Raw genomic sequence first — 18,153 nt, forward strand, 5'->3', positions numbered from 1 at the left:
TCTTACCTTAACTTACAAACCGGCTATTAGCAATTAACGTGCGTATGGGAAAGCTTATGGTAAAGGCGCTACCTTTGCCAGGTTCGCTGGCTATTTTAAGCGCGCCGTTATGTTTTTTTAACAAATCACGAATGAGCATTAAACCAAAACCACTTCCCTCTTCATTTTGGGTACCCTTGGTGGTGTAGTAATTTTCGCCATTTATACGGCTAATTACATCGGCACTTATACCAATACCGCTATCTTTAACGGTAACGCAGGTTTCAGTGTCAGTTACGGCAGAGTAAACTTCAATGCTACCACCCTCTGGCGTAAATTTAATGGCATTATTAAGCAGGTTACGAAACACTATGCGGATGGTTTCCGTCTCTGTCATCCAGTTCATGTCTTCATCAACCCGGTTGTAAATCGTTATCTTCTTGTCGTTTGATGGTATTTTTTGCTCTTCAATTATGTCATCGGCTACGGAGTGCAGGTTTACCGGCTTAAGCTCGACAGCTGCGCCGCTAACTTGTCCGCGTATCCAAAACAAAAGGTTATCGGTTAAAGTAATTACGCGGTTATACTGCGCCTCCAGCTGAATGAATAATTCCCGCGCCTCATCCTGCGTAACCAAATCCATGTTTACCAAATGAATAATGCTTTGCGTATTGGCAAGTGGCTTACGTAAATCATGAGTTATGATAGAAAGTAGTTTACTCTTGAGCTCATTATCATCTTCCAACTGTTTGTTGGTTTGCATAATATCGTTATTGAGCTTATCAAGCAAACTCACCTGTTGTTCTATTTTCTCTTTACGCAGATTGAGCTCGTAACTGTAGCGCTTTGCCTTTTTATAGTTATAGCTCAGCATAAACACTATTACCACAAATACCAGCAAAAAGCCTGTATAAAGCGCTATAAGGGTTTTCTGCTGTTCGGTTTTACGGCTTACCTCAAGCACCCGTTGCTGTACCTTTAGTTGCTCTTCCTCCTGTGCACGTAAAGCGTCAATAAAATTATTTGATTCGCGGCGCTCACGTTCAGCTATCTCATTGTCAATAAAAATCAGTTCTTCCTGCCATTGTATAACGGCATCTTTATTTAAACGGGCACGGCTAATGCGCAACAACAACTGCACTGCGTTGCGTAATAACGACGGAGCCTGTGCGCTATCAGCAGCGGCGTAAGCCAGTCGTGCATACTTTTCAGCCTGATCCTTATTGTCGTTACCTTTGTAAATACGGCTCAACTCCAGGTATGACTGTGCCTGGCCCAATTCGTCTCCCGATGAAACATCAATTGCCAGTGCCTTATTAAGGTTTACAATTGCAGAATCGGGCTCGCTTAGCTTTTGGTAAAGCAATGCACGATTGTAAAAGCTTTTCTTTTTTCCGTACAGGTAATTAGAACTTATACTGAGTTTTTCGGCCTGGTTAAAGTACTCAAGCGCCTTAGGGTAGTCCTTTTGTTCGGTTTTAAGTAAACCGAGCTTCAATAAAGCGTTTATGATATCATTAGGCTTATTGAGCGCCTTGAAAACGCTAAGTGTATGATTCAGTAACTTTTCTGCTTCTGCAAAATTACCATCGTCGCGCTTTATAACGCTAATGTATTGTTCGGCGCGGGCAGCGTTATAAATATCGTTATTAACCTGGCTGAGCTGCATAGAACGGTAATATAGCTCAAGTGCCCTTTTAGAGTAGCCTTGCTGGTTAAGCAAATCAGCCTGATTGAGATAAGCTACCGCAAGCCCCGTAGTGTATTTATACTGCGAGGCCAGCATTTCGGCTTCGTTTAAAATAGCGAAGGCTTTTCCGGCATCTTGCTTTACCCGCGGATAAATAACATCGTTTAATGAATCTATATGTGCCGCTATACGCGGACGTATTTGTATTGTTTGCTGTGCGAAAACCTGAGACGAGAGCAAAAATGCTCCCCATAATACCAGGCAATACTTTATTATTATGTATTTAGACACACGGTTCCTTAACCGCATAAAATATGTACTTAGTTAGTTATAAATTTATTTAAACACCTGCTAAACTCCGTGTTGATAACACCATTTTAAAGCAGCAAGCCGTCATTTGAGATTACAAAAACTGATATGCTAACCATATAAAATTTGGTAACACCCTTTTAGTAATCACCTATAAAAATATTAAACGACTGTAAATGTTTCATATGTGAACAAAACTGAATCACAACCTTAGGTTTTATGTGCTCATTTTCCTTTTATTGCAACTTTAATACCAATGCTATGTTTAAACCTATATTTAAATGTTATGGAATACAGAAATTTAGGCAAAACCGATCTTAAAGTTTCGGCAATTACTTTCGGAGCCTGGGCTGCCGGGGGATGGATGTGGGGTGGAAACGATGATAAGGAGGCTATTGAAGCTATGCAAGCCGCATATGATTTGGGCATTACCAGCATTGATACCGCCCCTATTTACGGGCAGGGAAAAAGTGAGGAACTGGTTGGCCGGGCCATAAAAGATTTGCAGCGCGATAAGGTGCAAATACTTACTAAATTTGGCATGCGTTGGGATTTGGCCAAAGGGACATTTGGTTTTAAATCGAAAGATAACTCGGGCAAAGACATTGACATTTATAAATACGCCGGTAAAGAAAGCATAATTAAAGAATGTGAAGACAGCCTTAAACGCCTGGGTACCGATTATATTGATTTACTGCAAATTCACTGGCCCGACGAAAGCACTCCTATTGCTGAAACCATGGAAGCTTTAATACAACTTAAAGAACAGGGAAAAATACGCGAAGCGGGTGTTAGTAATTACAGCGTTGCGCAAATGCAGGAGTCTGAGCAAACCATAACTCTGGCGTCAAACCAGGTACCATTCAGCATGGTTAATCGTAAAATTGAGGCAGATATTGTTCCATATTGTATGGAGAACAACAAGAGCATTTTAGCTTATAGCCCTATGGAACGTGGCCTGCTTACAGGTAAAATAAAACCAGGGCATAAGTTTAGTGAAGGCGACCACCGTGCGGGTGTAAAGTTTTTTAAAGAAGAGAACATTAAACGCACCAACGAGTTTCTGAATAAAATTAAACCGTTGGCTGATGATAAGAATGCAACCTTAGGGCAATTGGTAATACGATGGACAATTGAGCGCCCCGGCATTACCGTTGCACTTGTTGGTGCCCGCAATGCCGAGCAAGCTTCACAAAATGCCAAAGCAATTGAAGTAAAACTTACCGCTGATGAGATTGCGTTTATAAACGGCGAGTTAGAAAAGGTAGAGATTGTAGATTAATAGCGACGTTTCCACCCTTTTTGGAGGCACAGATAGTTTATCTTAAATCGAGGATAAACTATCTGTGCCTTCTTCTTTTCTTTCTGGTTTCCTTCTTAGCAGCTGTCTTCTTTTTTGACGATGAAGATTTGCGTGTGCTTGATCGGTTATTGGATGATGATCTTGTTTGTCGCTTAGGTTGATCGGCAACAGCTGTAGTTTCGGTTTGCTTATTGTCAGTTGAATCTTTATTTACCTGACTTGCCGATAATGAATTTCCGCGCAAGCTGTACTCAATTAAGCGTTTTTGAATGGGCTTTTTGGCAAGCGTATCCTCTTCGTCAAAAACGTCAAACTCGCGCATGAGGTTACCGTCTTTTATAAAAAAGTTATCATTACCACGATACCCCTTACGCTGCGAACGGGTTAAGCGCGGAAAATCCAGCTTGCGCGATCTGTCGTCATTATATTCAAATGCAAATACTTCAGCGTAGTTAGTGCTGTCGGCAGCCTGGGTATGAATGAAAATTTCAGGGTTACCATCGGTGTCCATATCAGAATTAAATACATCTACTATACGCCCATCATAATCGCCCGTGGTTGTGGTGTATTTTGCCGATGCCGAATCAGACCGTAAGATTTGATATGCACCAACCAATTCCGAGCCTCTGCCCCAGCCTAGTACGTCATAGTACAGTCCGGGTGCAACCTCAATAGTTTTATGGTACCTGAATGGCTGCTGTAATTTAGGTGCTGCCGTGGCCACAGGTGCTGCAACTTCTGATTCTTTGTTATCAGATGCAGTATTTTTGCAGCCGGTAACAGCAGTTGCTAAACCCGCTACCATGTATAAATAGTACTTGAAGTTCATAAGCTTTGGTAGCCCTTTCAAAGTGAAAGAGCTAAAAGTTTAATTTTACAGTTAATTAATCAGGTTTTTGCAGCAACCCTTTCCCAAGTGAGAAAGGTTACTACAGCTAATATACTAAAGATGTTGCCGAAAACTCACCCTTAGGCTTACCCGGCATAGTTAAGTACACTCTCAAAGTACTAAAAGCCCCGGCTTCAAAATACTTAAGGGTAAATTTATGCATACCTTTTTGCAATAGTACCTCCCCCGGCTGCTCATACAAACTGTGCTTGCCATCGTTATCAACCACCATGGTATCATCAACGTAAATTACTGAACCATCATCGCTCTGGGTCGAAAAAATGTACTTGCCATCAGCATCTACATTAAAGTATCCCTCATAGGTAACACCAAACGTACGGTTGGCTTTTTTAAACGCTGCTGTATTAAATGTTTTAGTTACGCCGGTATCAAGCACCCTTGCTCCGTCTAACTGCCCTGTACTGGTAAATAAGCCTGCAACAAGCTCGTATTTAACGCCCGGCTGTTTACCTGTAAACGTTACCGCAGGTAAGGGTGTGTTATTTGTAACCAGCGTTCGTGTTATTAAACTGCGTTTACCTGATGGAGTTATAACGATAGTTTTAAGCTCACGGTATTGATCAGACGGAATATTTAACGTGAACGGTCGTGTATACACCTCGTTAGTTTCGTTAGGATCATAACCATCAATGCTGTAATATATTTTGGCTCCGTTAACAGGTACCTTTAAATTAACCGTTAGTTGCTGTGCGGTGTAAGCAGTATCTTTTGCACCTAAAGCCGTTGGCACGCGATAATTGAACTTATTGGCGTCAAACCACGCCAGGTGTTTAGGTATACGGGCTTCATTAAAATCGGTATAGTTTTTATTGGCCAAAGGAGTCCAGGCCACTTCTGATAGTGCCATTAAGCGTGGCAGCACTAAGTACTCCACCTTGTTTTCGGTGGTAATATACTCTGTCCATAGGTTAGCCTGTACCCCCATTACAAACTTTTGCTGCGCTGCCGGTATTTGCGATGATACCGGGTTGTAAGCATATACTTTTGACAATGGCGCAAAACCGCCGATGCCTAACGGTTCCAAATCTGACCGTGCCGGCGAATGATCAAAATAATACCCTGAGCTGCTTGGCGTCATAATTACGGTATGATTTTGTTTGGCTGCTGCAATACCACCGGCCTCGCCTCGCCAGCTCATAACTGTTGCATTTGGCGCTAAGCCACCTTCTAAAATCTCATCCCAACCTATAATGCTGCGACCTTTGCTGTTTACAAACTTTTCAATACGCTGTATAAAGTAGCTTTGCAATTCGTGCTCATCTTTCAGCTTCAGTTTTTTGATGAGTGCCTGCGCATCGGGCGATGACTTCCAAACCACCTTGGGCGCTTCATCGCCACCAATGTGGATGTATTTACTCGGGAACAGGTCAATTACTTCGGTCAGTACATCCTGCAAAAAGCTGAAAGTTTTCTCGGTTGGGCAAAATATGTTATTAAACACGCCCCATGTTTCGGCAACCTTGTAATCAAGTTTAGGATCGCAGCTAAGCTCGGGGTAAGCGGCCAGTGCGGCCATAGCATGACCCGGCATTTCAATTTCGGGTATAATGGTGATATACTTGCTTTGGGCATAAGCAATAACATCACGTATTTGATCTTGTGTGTAATAACCGCTTACGGGCATACCATCAAATTGCTGTGGCATACGGTCGTGATAGTTGCCAATAAGGCTTTGAGCACGCATGCTACCCACTGAGGTTAAGCGTGGATATTTTTTGATTTCAATACGCCAGCCCTGGTCGTCAGTTAAATGCCAGTGAAACCTGTTGAGTTTATAAGAGGCCATCAAATCAAGATAGCGCTTCAAAAATTCCACCGAAAAAAAATGACGGCATACATCAAGATGCAAACCCCTGTAGCCAAAGCGCGGGTAATCTTCAATACGGGCACATGGTAATTTTGCTGTTGCTGCACGCTCAAGCGGCAGCATTTGTATTAAGCTTTGCACCCCGTAAAATAAACCAGCTCCTTTACCGGCAATAGTTATTTGTTGCGGAGCTATGGTTAATCGGTACCCTTCAGCAGGCAGGTTTTCCGTACCGGCTGTGGTTAATATAATTGCATTAGTAGCCGTACCCCCTTTGTAGTGCTGCACTCTATTTTTTAAGGCGAACTTATTTTGCAGATAGCTACTTAAAAATTGAACAGCTTTATTATCAGTAGAATCAGCCTGGATGGCAGTTTCCTGACTCAATACAAATGTTCCCACCTGTTTTTGTACACTCACCGGTGCAGGTATTATGCCCATATTAGGATCGGGTGCGGCGGTTTGTGCGTTCACATAACCCGTGGTTAGCAATGCCGATATATATAATAGTAAATGTTTCTTGATGATCATATAAGGATTCAATCAGTTTGATTTATAACGAATGGTGAAGTTAAAAGATTTTAATGTTTAGCCATAAATTTATAAGGTAAAAAATGGATTAGCGCTGCTGACTTTTTACTGTAAAGCTTGTTATTGGTACATAACATAAAATCATGAAGCAATTATTAATAGCTGCCTTATTATTAACGGGTACACTAAACACAACAACTGCTCAAATTAAAACCAAACCTTTAGCTGCGGGTATGATACCACCGGTAATAAAATACAGTGGTAAATTGACTAAAGCCATGCAATTTACCGATGAAAGCGGCACCTATGTAACTTTTACAACCGAAACAGGGATTACTAATAGCAAGGAAGATGATATGGGTAAGGCTGCCTTATATGCCTATTGTTACAAGGTAACCGGTAATACAACGGTACCTGTTTGGCAGGTAAAAGATTTTGTAGACGAGTGCCCGGTTGACATTAAGGCCAAGTTTGTGCCCGGAAGCTTTGCAGTAACCGATTTAGATAAAAATGGTATTGCCGAAGTTTGGATGCTATATCAAACTGCCTGCCGCGGAGATATAAGCCCTGATAATATGAAACTTATTATGTACGAAGGCGGCAAAAAGCACGCTATGCGCGGAACAACTAAAGTTGAAATATCACCAAAAAACTTTTATGGTGGTAAGTACACTATGGATCCGGCATTTAAAAAGTCGGCGCCCGCTTTTAAACGATATGCTATCGCACTTTGGAATAAAAACGTAAAGCAGAAATGGGAATAAAACAAAAGGCCACTCTTTAAAAAGAGTGGCCTTTTGTTTTATGTCTTCACTTAAGAAGGGCTTGTTGGGATTTAAACTAATTCCTCCGCTTCTTTAGCGGCTAAATAACGTTCGGCATCTAAAGCTGCCATACAGCCGGTACCTGCAGCGGTTACAGCCTGACGGTAAACATTGTCTTGCGCATCGCCACAGCAAAATACGCCTTCAATGTTGGTTTGGGTTGTGCCCGGTTTGGTTAATATATAGCCCGTTTCGTCCATATCAATTACACCTTTAAAAATATCGGTGTTGGGGTGGTGACCAATAGCTACAAAGAAGCCGGTAACATCAAGTGTTTTTTTCTCTCCTGTTTGGTTGTTGAAAACGGCAACACCGTTAACACCCGTTTCATTACCTAAGATTTCCTTGGTTTCGGTGTTATATAGAATTTCAATATTAGGCGTGTTTTGTACACGGGTAACCATAGCTTTTGAGGCGCGGAATTCATCCCTACGAACCAGCATGTATACCTTGCGGCAAAGTTTTGCAAGGTACGTAGCCTCCTCGGCAGCAGTATCACCCGCGCCTACAATGGCAATATCCTGTCCCCGGAAAAAGAACCCGTCACATACAGCACAGGCTGAAACGCCAAAGCCATTATATTTTTGCTCAGACTCGAGGCCTAACCATTTTGCAGATGCACCTGTAGAGATAATTACGGTATCGGCCGTTATGGTTTTAACTTCATCAACCACCATTTTGTGCGGCATACTTGAAAAATCAACCGAACTAACATATCCAAAGCGGATGTCCGTACCAAAACGTTCGGCCTGCTTGCGGAAATCTTCCATCATTTCAGGGCCCATAATGCCGCTAGGATAACCCGGAAAATTTTCTACGTCGGTAGTTTGCGTTAACTGACCGCCGGCCAGCATGCCGGTGTACAAAACGGGTTTTAAATCGGCACGGGCTGCATAAATAGCAGCAGTATACCCTGCGGGGCCCGAACCTATAATAAGGCATTTAACGTGTTCAGTATCTTGAGACATCAGCGAAATATTTTAACGAACAAAAATAAGCTTTTAAAGCCATACCGCAAACGCTGTACCGTCAGTTGAGCGCAACTCTTTTATGAGAAAGTGATTATAATAGTCGTTTAAATCAAATAGTAAAACAAACCACGAAATAAATGCGTAAACGGGTTTATATTAAATTCATTACAACGAGGAGGATAAGGAGCGGCTATGATAATAATGACGATAATTTATTTGTGTAAGCGATACAATGTGGCCGCCTGGCTCAAAAAACAAAAGGCAGCTATTCAATAGCTGCCTTTTATATGTTAGGTAAGATTACGATCTTTAAACCACACATCGTCTGGTTCAGCTTTAAAATTCATCATAAGGTCAACCAGCTCAATAGGGCTTACCGATGTTAAAACCAGCTCGCGGTTGGCAGGCTTTAAAAAGCGTTGCTCTACCATTACATCCATTTGTTGCAGCAACAAATCGTAAAATCCACCGGTATTGAGTATGCCTATTGGTTTTTGATGCAGGCCCAGTTGTAACCAGGTAAGCACCTCAAAAAACTCTTCGAGAGTGCCAAAGCCACCGGGCAACATTATAAAGCCATCGCACAGGGAAGCCATCAGTTGTTTACGCTGATGCATATTTTCTACCACGTGAAGTTCGGTAAGGCCGGTATGCCCAACCTCCTTAGCCATCAAAAATTCGGGAATCACACCAACAGCGGTTCCGCCTTTTTGCATCACGGCATCGGCAATCATACCCATTACTCCTACCCTTCCGCCGCCAAATACCAATGATATGTTGCGGCTCACCATTACATCGGCCAGCAAATCTACGGCTTCAGTCAGTTTAGGGTCGCCGTTAAAGTTAGCGCCGCAGAATATGGCGAGTGATTTCATTTGTTAATAATTGGTTTATAGATATTGAACGCATTGTCATCTCGACGAAGGGAAGATTCTTTTGAATTAATGAGCTAATTACTTTGAAAAGATTTCTCCTTCGTCGAAATGACAGCTTCCCTATGTTAAAAGTTCTTTTTACCGTTATACGATAACCTAATAACCAAAGAAACTACCTTGTGTAATTTGGCGCCTCTTTAGTAATCGTAATATCGTGTGGGTGCGATTCGCGGATACCGGCAGCTGTGATGCGTACAAACCGGGCTTTTTGCAAAGCTTCAATGTTTTTAGCGCCACAATAACCCATACTGGCTTTTAAACCACCCACAAACTGGTAAGCAACCTCTGCCAATGTACCTTTAAATGGCACACGGCCAACTATACCCTCAGGTACCAGTTTCTTAATATCATCTTCCACATCCTGAAAGTAACGGTCTTTTGAGCCTGATTCCATGGCTTCGATAGAACCCATACCGCGATATGATTTAAAACGACGGCCTTCATAAATAATGGTTTCGCCCGGAGATTCTTCTACACCGGCAAATAATGAACCTGCCATAATTGAGCCTGCACCGGCAGCAATAGCCTTAGCAATATCGCCAGTGTGTTTTATACCACCATCGGCAATTACCGGAACGCCTGTACCTTCTAAGGCTTTAGCACACTCGTAAACAGCATATAATTGTGGTACACCTACGCCGGCAATAATACGTGTGGTACAAATACTACCCGGACCAATACCTACTTTAACTGCATCTGCACCTGCGTCAGCCAATGCACGGGCTGCATCGCCTGTGGCTATATTGCCGGCAATAACCTGTAAATCGGGGTATTTAGCTTTTACAGCTTTCAATTGATTAATTACGCCTTTAGAGTGACCATGAGCCGTATCAATAGCAATAACGTCAACACCTGCTTTAACCAGGGCATCAACACGGTCCATGGTGTCGGCTGTAACGCCAACGGCAGCACCTACGCGTAAACGCCCATGCTCGTCTTTACAGGCAATAGGGTAATTTTTAAATTTCTGAATATCTTTAAAAGTAATTAATCCGCATAAACGGCCGTCGGTATCAACAACTGGAAGTTTTTCAATTTTTTGATCCTGCAATATTTCTTCGGCCTGCATCAGGGTGGTGCCTTGCGGAGCGGTAATGAGGTTTTGACTGGTCATAACGTCACGTACCGGTTTGCTCATATCTTTCTGAAAACGCAGGTCGCGGTTGGTAACAATACCTTTAAGTTTACCTTCAGCATCAATAACCGGAATTCCACCAATACGATACTCACGCATAATTTTAAACGCATCAGATACCAATGCATCTTCATTTAAAGTAACCGGATCTTGTATCATACCGCTTTCAGAGCGTTTAACTTTACGCACCTCATCGGCCTGACGCTGAATGGTCATGTTTTTATGCAGCATACCCAAACCACCGGCCTGTGCAATAGCAATAGCCAATTGCGATTCGGTTACGGTATCCATAGCCGCCGAAACAATAGGAATATTAAGTTTTATCTTTTTTGTAAGATACGAGCTGGTATCAACTTCGCGGGGTAAAACTTCTGAATATGCCGGTAAAAGTAGAACATCGTCATACGTTAAACCTTCGGCAACAAATTTGGAGGGGTCGAGCTGCATGGCAAATAATTATTGTTATTTGCCGGGCAAAGATATGATTTTATTTCGAATTTCGAATGTGTGATTTCGGAATTAGGTTTACCTGGTGGCTTTTTACGTTAGCGTGTCATAAAGATTAATGAGACCACCGATTTGCTTTATCATTCAATAAATATTAACTACCATTCGGGCATTGCCTCCGGCCCGGGCTATCCGTTCCACTCCTCACTTTGCTATGCTACGTTTCAGGGGTTTCCACTTCTATCCCTAACGCAAACTGCAGTTGGTCTGAATCACTGAATTAATAGATTTCAAAATTATGAAACGCCATTGCGAGGCAAAGAGCCTGCGCGGTGCTGCCAAAGCAAAGTCGGGATAATTGTATAATTTATATTCCAAACTGATTCAGAAATCGGCGCTTCTTCCCTCGCTTCCTCGCAATGACGTGTTATAATGAAATCGAAAATCTGAAATCCTTAATACTTTCCTACTATCACTTTATAAAACTCATCAAAGTTCAGATACTTGTTGGCAAGTGTCTGTAGTTCTTCGGCGGTAATACTTTTTATAACCTCGGTGTAGCGGTCATAATAATCAAAACCTAAACCCGAAAAATATACGTTTTTGAATTTATCAGCGTGTGAGAAAACGTTTTCTAAACTTCCAAGTAAAGAGCCTTGCATATAGTTTTTCACCAATGACAGCTCCTCTTCAGATATAAGCTCGCTTCTCAGCAAATTGATTTCTTTTTCTATCTCCTCAACAGCACTACGACAAACATCAGCACCTACCTCAGTAGCAATAAAGAATGCCGCACCATGTTTAAGTGATGATATGCCCGAACCAATGCCATAGGTGTAGCCTTTGTCTTCACGAATGTTAGCCATCAGCCTTGAGCCAAAGTATCCGCCCAGTACGGTGTTTAATACCTGTAAGGCAGGAAAATCGGGGTGAGACCGGTTTACCATAGGCAAGCCCATTCTTATGGCCGATTGCAGCGCCTCGGGCTTCTCAGTGTAGAAGAAACGTTCAGTTACAGGAGTTATGCTGGGTTGCGTTGTATCGGCCGGTTCGAAGCTGTTTTGCCAGTTAGCAAAGGCACCGGTAACTTGCTGCAGTGTAGCTTCATCAACCTTGCCTGATATAACCAGTGTACAATTGGCCGGTTGATACATTTGTTTAAAATGCGACAGCATATCGGTACGCTGTAACTGCTGGTAATCAATAGCATTAGCACTTAACCCGTAAATAGTATCACTATAAACTGCCTTATTAAAGGCACGGCGCGCCAGTATATCATTTTTTTGCAAACTAACCTGTAGCTTTTGCTGCTGGTTACGAACAAACGTATCCAGTTCATTTTGCGGGAACTGGCTATTAGTTAATACGTCAACTACCACAGGCAACGTATGCTCTAAATGGCGGTTAAGGCTGTATAGCGTTAACTGCGATTGATCATAACCATATTCTGCCTGCAAAAATGCGCCGTAATAATCAATGCTATCAGCAATTTGTGCAGCGGTAAGATTAGCTGTACCTTCTGTAAGCATAGTATTAACTGCCATGTTTAGCAGAGGCTTTTGCTTATCAAACCTAAGATTATTAAAAATCCACTCCACACGCACCAGGTCCTGGTCGCCCGAGTTGAACCAGTATACCTGGCAGCCATTTGGCAGCGCGGCATGTCCCGGCTCAATTAAATTTATATGATTTACCGCCTGCGATTCAGGCGCTACAGTTCTGTTCAACATAAGCTCTATTTTTCGGCCAGGTAAATTAAGGTTGATGAGTTGTCCTTACGGAATATGCTTTTACAAGCTTGCTGTATTTGTTCGGCTGTTACGGCCAGGTACTTATCTGTTTCGTTGTTAAACTGGTCAGCATCGCCTAACAGCTCGTAATATGCCAGGTTCATTGCCTTATCTAACAATGCCATTTCGGCAAACACCATGGTGCTTTCGGTTTTGTTCTTCACCTTGGTTAACTCGTTGTCAGGAATGAGCGCATCACACATCTTGTTCAACTCCTGCCAAATGGCGGCTTCAGCTTCATCAATACTTACGTTCTCAAGCGGCTTACCTTCAACCACCAGCATACCTTTATCAAAGCTACCGGTTAGGTAAGCGTGTATTTCGCTAAATAAAGGCTGCTCTTTTACCAAAGCACGGTAAAGGCGTGATGATTGTCCGCGTGAAAGAATATCTGATACCAAATCTAAAGCGTAATAGTCGCCGTTGGTACGCGCCGGAACCTGGAATGCAATGTAAACATCATTAAGCGGCACTTTGGCTGTAACAACTTCACGGCGCTCCTCATGCTGGTCGGGCTCTTGCGGCAAATTACGCACATATTTTTCGCCTGCGGGTATTGGAGCAAACCATTTTTCGGAAAGCTGTTTTACCTGTTCCAGGGTTACATCGCCACCAACTACCATAATGGCATTTTGAGGATTGTAATGCTTTTTAAAAAAGGCTTTCACATCTTCTATTTTTGCATGTTCAATATGCTCCAAATTTTTACCTATGGTAGCCCACTGGTAAGGGTGCGTTTTATAAACCAACGGACGCAGGCGCAACCACACATCGCCGTACGGCTGGTTGAGGTAGCGCTGCTTAAACTCTTCCATTACTACGTTCCGTTGCACTTCAAGGCTCTTCTCGCTAAAGGCAAGACTTAGCATACGGTCACTCTCCAGCCAAAAGGCAGTTTCGAGGTTAACGGCAGGCAGGGTAACGTAGTAGTTAGTTATATCGTTACTGGTAAAGGCATTATTTTCGCCGCCTACACGCTGCAACGGTTCGTCATAAACAGGAATATTTACCGAACCGCCAAACATCAGGTGCTCAAATAAGTGAGCAAAGCCGGTTTGATCGGCACTTTCATCGCGGGCACCAACATCATATAAAATGTTAACCACCGCCATTGGTGTAGTATGGTCTTCATGAACAATTACCCGCAGGCCGTTGCTCAGTGTAAAACGATCGAATTTAACCATGTAATTTTAAGAACAATTTTAGTTAAGCGTCAAATGTAAAACATTTAAAATCGAATTTGTTGGATTGACTTTGTTACTTTACCGAATGTTGCAGGGAGTTTACATTCAAAATACGTTGCTTGATTGCCCGTCATTTATGATGGTAGTAACTGTCAAAATAAATATCTTAGCATGGTACCCTATGCAAAATTTGTAATTTTAACACTGCGCTTAAAGCACATTCAAATTATATTTTGATTACGAGTTCCATAAATTTGACAGTAAATGTTTAACGAGCACAGTCTCATTGCCGCATTGCGCGCCCGAAGTGCGAAAGGATGGATTACGGAACTTTGCGCTCAAGTTAGCGAGAAGGGTTTTATACTCACAGACCTGCTTAATCTTACCCTGTACAAAGAAGCTGTAATAGCTTTTCATGCTGTATGGCTGCTTGATACTTTGGTTGAAAACGACCTCGAAAAACATGTAGTAAACATTGATGAGTTTATACATTATAGCAGCCGCATAACCAATCACAGTTGCCAGAGGCATTACGCGCGTATATTTATGCACTTTACAAAAGCAGCACATAAATCATTAAACATTAAAAGTAAGCTGGCGCAAACAGATTTAGAGCCTATGGTGGAACGCTGTTTTGACTGGCTTATAGACCCTAAAGTTAAGGTTGCCGTAAAAGCATCAGCCGGAGAGGTACTTTATAATTTATGCGAAAGGTATGACTGGGTTGCAGAAGAATTACAAAACCAGCTGCGTTTTTTAATGCAAAACGGCAGCCCGGCAATTAATGCAACAGGCCGCCGTTTGCTAAAGTTATTGCAAAGTAGTTAATAACTTACTCCTTAGGGCGATCTTCGCCATGCAGGTTATCACTTACCTGGTGATGGTGCAGCTTAGCTTCAATTGCAGATGAGCTGTTGTTAGCGTATGTGCCATAGGCATCAACTAAAACTCCTTTAAGGTTGTATTTTGCCGATGATATTGCGTAAACAATTGACATATCTGAAGGGTTGCTTGGACCCTCGAAACGAAAAAACTCATCCACTTCAAAGTCTTCCGCATTCATTTGTACGTTGTTGCTTTTATCGTCAATGGTATTACCGTTATCTTCAAAGCTAAGGTTAGCGGTATATCCTCTTTGCATCAGGTCGTTAGTGGCATCCACTAAAGTTTCATAATTTTTCATGGTAGTAGTATGTTTAGTGTTTAAGTTAGTTTTAAGGCAATGCTGAATGCGTTGTTATAATGTTAACCACCATTACAGTAAAGTTGTTTTGCTCATTAAGCAGGCATTTTAAGCTTGTTTACAGTTCAAATATTAAAAGCACATTGCTTTGAGGCTGATAGTGAGGCTTAAGTGCTTTGCAGGTAATACGTTGCGCCGTACTATATTATTACCGCATCAACAAAAAAGTTACATGTAACGAACTGAGTTTTACTTAAATTGGGCATCGAAACTATTACGCTTAAACAATCCTGATGAAACTAAAACTACTTGGTACTTTAGCCATTTCTGTATGGCTAACCTCAACGGTGCAGGCTCAAACGGTTCCATCGCCTAAAAGTCATTTTGGCTTTAACATTGGTGATGACTATCAGTTGGCCACTTACACCCAAACAGAAGCTTACTTTAAAAAACTATCGGCATCTCCACGCACTAAATTGGTTGATATTGGCTTAACCGAAGAAGGCCGTCACCAATGGATGCTCATTGTTTCTTCGCCCGAAAACATCAAGAACCTTGATAAGTATAAAGACATATCGAGAAAGCTGGCAAGGGCAGAAAACCTTACCGATGCCCAGGCAAAATCAATGGCCGAGCAAGGTAAAGCCATTGTTTGGATAGATGGTGGCCTTCATGCAACCGAAACTGTGGGCACCCATCAACTTATTGAAACAGCCTACGAACTGGTAAGCCGCACCGATGCCGAAACCATGCGCATTTTAAATAATGCAGTGGTGTTATTGGTACATGCAAACCCTGACGGGCAGGAGCTGGTGTCAAACTGGTATATGAGCCAAAAAGACCCGGCCAAACGCAACATGAACATTCCGCGCCTTTATGAAAAATATATTGGCCATGATAACAACCGCGATTTTTACATGATGAACATGAAAGAATCGCAGAATATTACGCGCCAGCAATTTTTAGAGTGGTTACCACAAATTGTTTATAACCATCATCAAACAGGCCCGGCAGGTTCAGTTGTAGCTGGTCCGCCGTACCGCGATCCGTTTAATTACGTTTATGATCCTTTACTGGTAACAAGTATTGATGCTTTAGGTGCAGCCATGAGCAGCAGACTTAATGCCGAAAACAAGCCGGGTTATACTGAACGTAACGGCACCAGCTTTTCAACCTGGTGGAACGGCGGCTTGCGTACTACCACTTACTTTCATAACATGGTGGGCTTGCTTACCGAAATTATTGGCAGCCCTACCCCGGCAAGCGTACCGCTGGTGCCTGAAAGGTTAATACCCAGCAGCAACACGCCTTTCCCGGTAACACCGCAGCCATGGCACTACAAACAATCTATTGATTATTCCTTATCGTTAAATTACGCCGTATTAGGTTATGCCGTGCGCCAGCGCGACCAAATGCTTTACAACATGTATGTAATGGGTAAAAACTCCATTAACCGTGGTAATAAAGACAATTGGACACTATCTCCTAAACGTGCCGACTCCATAAGCGCTGCTTATAAAAAAGATCAACCCACAACAGGCAACGCTGCTGGCGGCCGTGGTTTTGGTGGGGTACCGGTGAAGTATTATGATCAGGTATTAAAGGATGTAACCCTGCGTGACCCACGCGGATACATTATTCCGGCTAACCAAACTGATTTTCCAACTGCGGTTAAGTTTGTAAACGCCCTTATACGTGCGGGCTTGGTTATACATAAAGCAACTGCCGAATTTAAGGTAAACGGTGTAAGCTACCCGGCAGGTTCATATGTAGTAAAAACCGATCAGGCTTTCCGCCCGCATATATTAGATATGTTTGAACCGCAAGACCACCCAAATGATTTTCAATACCCCGGAGGCCCTCCTATTCGCCCGTATGACAATGCCGGCTGGACTTTAGCTTACCAAATGGGTGTTAAGTTTGACAGGATACTTGATGGCTTTGATGGCCCGTTAAGCCGCGTGCCTTACGGACAATTACAAACACCGCCTGCACAGGCCGTAGCCACAAACGCCAAAGGCTACCTGATTGATGCAGGCATTAATAACGCTTTTACACTGGTAAACGACATGCTTAAAGCCGGTGCCGAAGTTTACAGGGTACCTGCTGAGGCGGGTGCATTTTACATACCTGCAACAACCCAGGCTAAAACGGTATTTGATAAAGATGCCAGCCTTGGTGTAAAAACAAAAGCAGCTTCAAAGATGCCTAAGGGCGCAGTTAAGGTTTCAAAATTGCGCATAGGCTTGTGGGACACCTATGGGGGTTCTATACCATCGGGCTGGGTACGTTGGATGCTTGAGCAACAACACTTTGATTTTGAGCGCGTGTACGCACAAGAGATAGATGGCGGCAATCTTAAAAGCAAGTTTGATGTGTTGGTATTTGTTGGCGGCGCCATTTCATCAGCTACGCCACGCGCAGGGGGCTTTGGAGAATTTGGCGGTGGTCGTAACATTAATGCAGACGAACTGCCAGCCGAGTACCGCAATCAAACCGGCCGCATTACTGCCGATAAGTCTGTACCGCAATTAAAAGCATTTTTAGAAGCAGGCGGCAGTATAGTTACTATTGGCAGCAGTGCCAACCTTGCCTATCACTTAAAACTTCCGGTTACAAGTGCATTAGCTGAAACTGTAAACGGGCAAACCCGTCCGCTAAGCGGCGATAAGTTTTACATTCCGGGCAGCGTATTAGAGGTAAGCTATGATACCACGCAACCGGCTAACTGGGGAATGGCATCAACCGGCAATGTGATGTTTGACAGCAGCCCGGCCTTTACCATTAATGATAGCAGCATTAAACCCTTGGCAACTTATGCTACCGAAAAGCCGTTAAGAAGCGGCTGGGCATGGGGGCAAAAATATTTAAAAGGCGCAGCAGCTTCATTTATTGCCCCTGTTGGCGCAGGCAAGCTTTATGTATTTGGCCCTGAAATTACTTTCCGTTCGCAAGCACACGGAACTTTCCGCTCGTTATTTAATCAACTGTACGCTACAGGTAAATAACACTTAAACATTTACCAACGAAGGGGAATTGCTGCGCAGCAATTCCCCTTCGTTGTTTTTATATAGTCGTTCGGTATTTTGTACATAAGTCTGTTTGTAAACATTATTATACCTGTAAATAATAACTGGCACATCATTTGATTACAC

Annotated in this window: 13 protein-coding genes; 4 read left to right on the forward strand and 9 right to left on the reverse strand. The window is 42.8% G+C overall.

All coding sequences use genetic code 11. The annotated features are described in order from the left end of the window. Positions 1-7: 7 nt before the first annotated feature. Positions 8-1,960: a tetratricopeptide repeat-containing sensor histidine kinase gene (locus GO816_RS02020; protein ID WP_198171397.1), complete on the reverse strand. Its 1,953-nt coding sequence runs from the start codon at positions 1,958-1,960 to the stop codon at positions 8-10. Positions 1,961-2,264: 304 nt separating this feature from the next. Here GO816_RS02020 and GO816_RS02025 point away from each other — a divergent pair, with 304 nt between their 5' ends. Next, complete coding sequence (locus GO816_RS02025) at positions 2,265-3,260, forward strand: aldo/keto reductase (RefSeq protein ID WP_157539686.1); 996 nt, start codon at positions 2,265-2,267, stop codon at positions 3,258-3,260. Positions 3,261-3,318: 58 nt separating this feature from the next. Here GO816_RS02025 and GO816_RS02030 read toward each other — a convergent pair whose 3' ends face one another. Then, entirely contained in the window at positions 3,319-4,110 is a 792-nt protein-coding gene (locus GO816_RS02030; RefSeq protein ID WP_157539687.1) for a hypothetical protein, read from the reverse strand. A gap of 106 nt (positions 4,111-4,216) precedes the next feature. Beyond that, positions 4,217-6,529: a family 20 glycosylhydrolase gene (locus GO816_RS02035; RefSeq protein ID WP_157539688.1), complete on the reverse strand. Its 2,313-nt coding sequence runs from the start codon at positions 6,527-6,529 to the stop codon at positions 4,217-4,219. Between the two features lie 143 nt (positions 6,530-6,672). Between GO816_RS02035 and GO816_RS02040 the strand changes: the two genes are divergently transcribed. Then, positions 6,673-7,293, forward strand: coding sequence for a M949_RS01915 family surface polysaccharide biosynthesis protein (locus GO816_RS02040; protein ID WP_157539689.1), 621 nt, complete (start codon positions 6,673-6,675; stop codon positions 7,291-7,293). 71 nt (positions 7,294-7,364) lie between these two features. Here GO816_RS02040 and trxB read toward each other — a convergent pair whose 3' ends face one another. From trxB to GO816_RS02065, 5 genes are all read right to left on the reverse strand, one after another. Then, positions 7,365-8,321, reverse strand: a complete 957-nt coding sequence (trxB, locus tag GO816_RS02045) for a thioredoxin-disulfide reductase (protein WP_157539690.1) — start codon at positions 8,319-8,321, stop codon at positions 7,365-7,367. A 293-nt stretch (positions 8,322-8,614) separates the two neighbouring features. Next, positions 8,615-9,199 (reverse strand): LOG family protein, encoded by a 585-nt coding sequence (locus tag GO816_RS02050; RefSeq protein ID WP_157539691.1) that lies wholly within the window; start codon positions 9,197-9,199, stop codon positions 8,615-8,617. Positions 9,200-9,371: 172 nt separating this feature from the next. Continuing rightward, positions 9,372-10,841, reverse strand: a complete 1,470-nt coding sequence (gene guaB, locus GO816_RS02055; RefSeq protein WP_157539692.1) for an IMP dehydrogenase — start codon at positions 10,839-10,841, stop codon at positions 9,372-9,374. A gap of 455 nt (positions 10,842-11,296) precedes the next feature. Beyond that, the gene (locus tag GO816_RS02060; RefSeq protein ID WP_157539693.1) at positions 11,297-12,571 is read right to left on the reverse strand and encodes a M16 family metallopeptidase; all 1,275 of its coding nucleotides are present in this window, start codon (positions 12,569-12,571) and stop codon (positions 11,297-11,299) included. A 5-nt stretch (positions 12,572-12,576) separates the two neighbouring features. Further along, on the reverse strand, positions 12,577-13,815 hold the full coding sequence (locus GO816_RS02065; protein ID WP_157539694.1) for a M16 family metallopeptidase: 1,239 nt from the start codon (positions 13,813-13,815) through the stop codon (positions 12,577-12,579). 264 nt (positions 13,816-14,079) lie between these two features. Between GO816_RS02065 and GO816_RS02070 the strand changes: the two genes are divergently transcribed. Beyond that, complete coding sequence (locus GO816_RS02070) at positions 14,080-14,643, forward strand: hypothetical protein (protein WP_157539695.1); 564 nt, start codon at positions 14,080-14,082, stop codon at positions 14,641-14,643. 4 nt (positions 14,644-14,647) lie between these two features. Here the strand turns inward: GO816_RS02070 and GO816_RS02075 are convergent, their stop codons facing one another. After that, the gene (locus tag GO816_RS02075) at positions 14,648-14,998 is read right to left on the reverse strand and encodes a phosphoribosylpyrophosphate synthetase (protein ID WP_157539696.1); all 351 of its coding nucleotides are present in this window, start codon (positions 14,996-14,998) and stop codon (positions 14,648-14,650) included. Positions 14,999-15,291: 293 nt separating this feature from the next. Here GO816_RS02075 and GO816_RS02080 point away from each other — a divergent pair, with 293 nt between their 5' ends. Further along, positions 15,292-18,006 carry a M14 family metallopeptidase gene (locus GO816_RS02080; protein ID WP_157539697.1) on the forward strand — a complete coding sequence of 905 codons (2,715 nt, stop codon included), beginning with the start codon at positions 15,292-15,294 and terminating at the stop codon, positions 18,004-18,006. The last annotated feature ends 147 nt before the right edge of the window (positions 18,007-18,153 follow it).

The organism is Mucilaginibacter aquatilis (assembly GCF_009755275.1).
Classification (GTDB): Bacteria; Bacteroidota; Bacteroidia; order Sphingobacteriales; family Sphingobacteriaceae; genus Mucilaginibacter; species Mucilaginibacter aquatilis.

What these genes read in the sequence shown, in the direction of transcription:
- GO816_RS02025 (WP_157539686.1), top strand. Translation starts at nt 2,265, where the DNA reads ATGGAATACAGAAATTTAGGCAAAACCGATCTTAAAGTTTCGGCAATT.
- GO816_RS02030 (WP_157539687.1), bottom strand. Translation starts at nt 4,110, where the DNA reads ATGAACTTCAAGTACTATTTATACATGGTAGCGGGTTTAGCAACTGCT.
- GO816_RS02035 (WP_157539688.1), bottom strand. Translation starts at nt 6,529, where the DNA reads ATGATCATCAAGAAACATTTACTATTATATATATCGGCATTGCTAACC.
- GO816_RS02040 (WP_157539689.1), top strand. Translation starts at nt 6,673, where the DNA reads ATGAAGCAATTATTAATAGCTGCCTTATTATTAACGGGTACACTAAAC.
- trxB (WP_157539690.1), bottom strand. Translation starts at nt 8,321, where the DNA reads ATGTCTCAAGATACTGAACACGTTAAATGCCTTATTATAGGTTCGGGC.
- GO816_RS02050 (WP_157539691.1), bottom strand. Translation starts at nt 9,199, where the DNA reads ATGAAATCACTCGCCATATTCTGCGGCGCTAACTTTAACGGCGACCCT.
- guaB (WP_157539692.1), bottom strand. Translation starts at nt 10,841, where the DNA reads ATGCAGCTCGACCCCTCCAAATTTGTTGCCGAAGGTTTAACGTATGAC.
- GO816_RS02060 (WP_157539693.1), bottom strand. Translation starts at nt 12,571, where the DNA reads ATGTTGAACAGAACTGTAGCGCCTGAATCGCAGGCGGTAAATCATATA.
- GO816_RS02065 (WP_157539694.1), bottom strand. Translation starts at nt 13,815, where the DNA reads ATGGTTAAATTCGATCGTTTTACACTGAGCAACGGCCTGCGGGTAATT.
- GO816_RS02070 (WP_157539695.1), top strand. Translation starts at nt 14,080, where the DNA reads ATGTTTAACGAGCACAGTCTCATTGCCGCATTGCGCGCCCGAAGTGCG.
- GO816_RS02075 (WP_157539696.1), bottom strand. Translation starts at nt 14,998, where the DNA reads ATGAAAAATTATGAAACTTTAGTGGATGCCACTAACGACCTGATGCAA.
- GO816_RS02080 (WP_157539697.1), top strand. Translation starts at nt 15,292, where the DNA reads ATGAAACTAAAACTACTTGGTACTTTAGCCATTTCTGTATGGCTAACC.